Genomic DNA, 990 nt, shown 5'->3' with positions numbered 1-990 from the left:
AAATGATTACAGTCAAATTGAAGCGCTGGTAAGTAATAAAGTGAAAGGTTTGATAGTTCTCGGTAAAGACCGTGAGAAACTCGTGCAGTATTTCACCGGGATAGTTCCTGCAATTTTTGAAACTGCGGATATCCGGGAAGCAGTCGAAAAAGCCCGTGAGTGGGCCGTTGATAAGGATATCGTGTTGTTGTCGCCTGCCTGTGCCAGTTTTGATTTGTTCAAAAACTATGAAGATCGCGGGGAGCAGTTCAAGGCAGCGGTAAGAAATTTGATCCGTTAAAAAAACCTGATTTATTCAATGGCATCAACCAGTATTGATATGCTGAACAAAACTAGGGAGGATACGCAAGCCTGGTTTACTAAAAATCTGAAAGGAGATCCGTGGATCTGGGGTATTTGCATTATAATGCTTCTGTGGAGCATTGTTGTTGTTTATAGTGCGAGTGTCAAGGATGCTTATAGCCAAATGGGCGGTAATACGGAATACTACCTCTACAAACATGTGGTACTCTGTGTGTGCTCTCTGGCGGTGATGTATTTTGTTCACCGTATTCCCTATATCAAGTTTGTCTATGTTACCAGGCTGGCCGTTTGGAGCTCCATTCTGCTGCTCGTTTTTACCATGTTCTTCGGAACTTCCGTTAACGATGCGGCGAGGTGGATTGAGATACCTGTTATTGGTCAGCGTTTTCAGCCTTCGGAATGGGCGAAAGTTGCCTTAATCGCGCACTTATCATTGATTCTGGCGCGGCATATCAAAGGCGGCTGGAACACGCGCGAGCTTTTCATGGAGCCGCTTTCGTTGGTCGGAGTAGTTTGCGGACTAATCTTCACGAGTAATGTTTCCACGGCTGTAATGCTCGCCGGAATATGCTTTCTGCTCATGTTTGTGGGCAAAGTTCCATTACATTACCTCGCCTTTACAGCATTGGGGCTCGTGTTCTTCGCTACGATTGCCATTTTACTTAATTCTACCCAGCGCGCGGGTAC

General features: G+C 45.6%; 1 protein-coding gene and 1 pseudogene. Both read left to right on the top strand.

Going from position 1 to position 990, the window contains the following annotated elements; translation table 11 throughout:
• Positions 1-280: pseudogene (locus tag ACTIE6_RS15480) on the top strand (UDP-N-acetylmuramoyl-L-alanine--D-glutamate ligase); the annotation flags it as partial.
• Positions 281-319: 39 nt separating this feature from the next.
• The coding region (locus ACTIE6_RS15475) for an FtsW/RodA/SpoVE family cell cycle protein (RefSeq protein WP_439557496.1) at positions 320-990 on the top strand (671 nt) is incomplete at its 3' end.

The sequence above is a fragment of the Dyadobacter sp. genome (genome assembly GCF_051859145.1).
Classification (GTDB): domain Bacteria; phylum Bacteroidota; class Bacteroidia; order Cytophagales; family Spirosomataceae; genus Dyadobacter.
The sequence above is the reverse complement of the archived record's forward strand: the minus strand, read 5'-3'. Positions and strand labels throughout refer to the sequence as shown.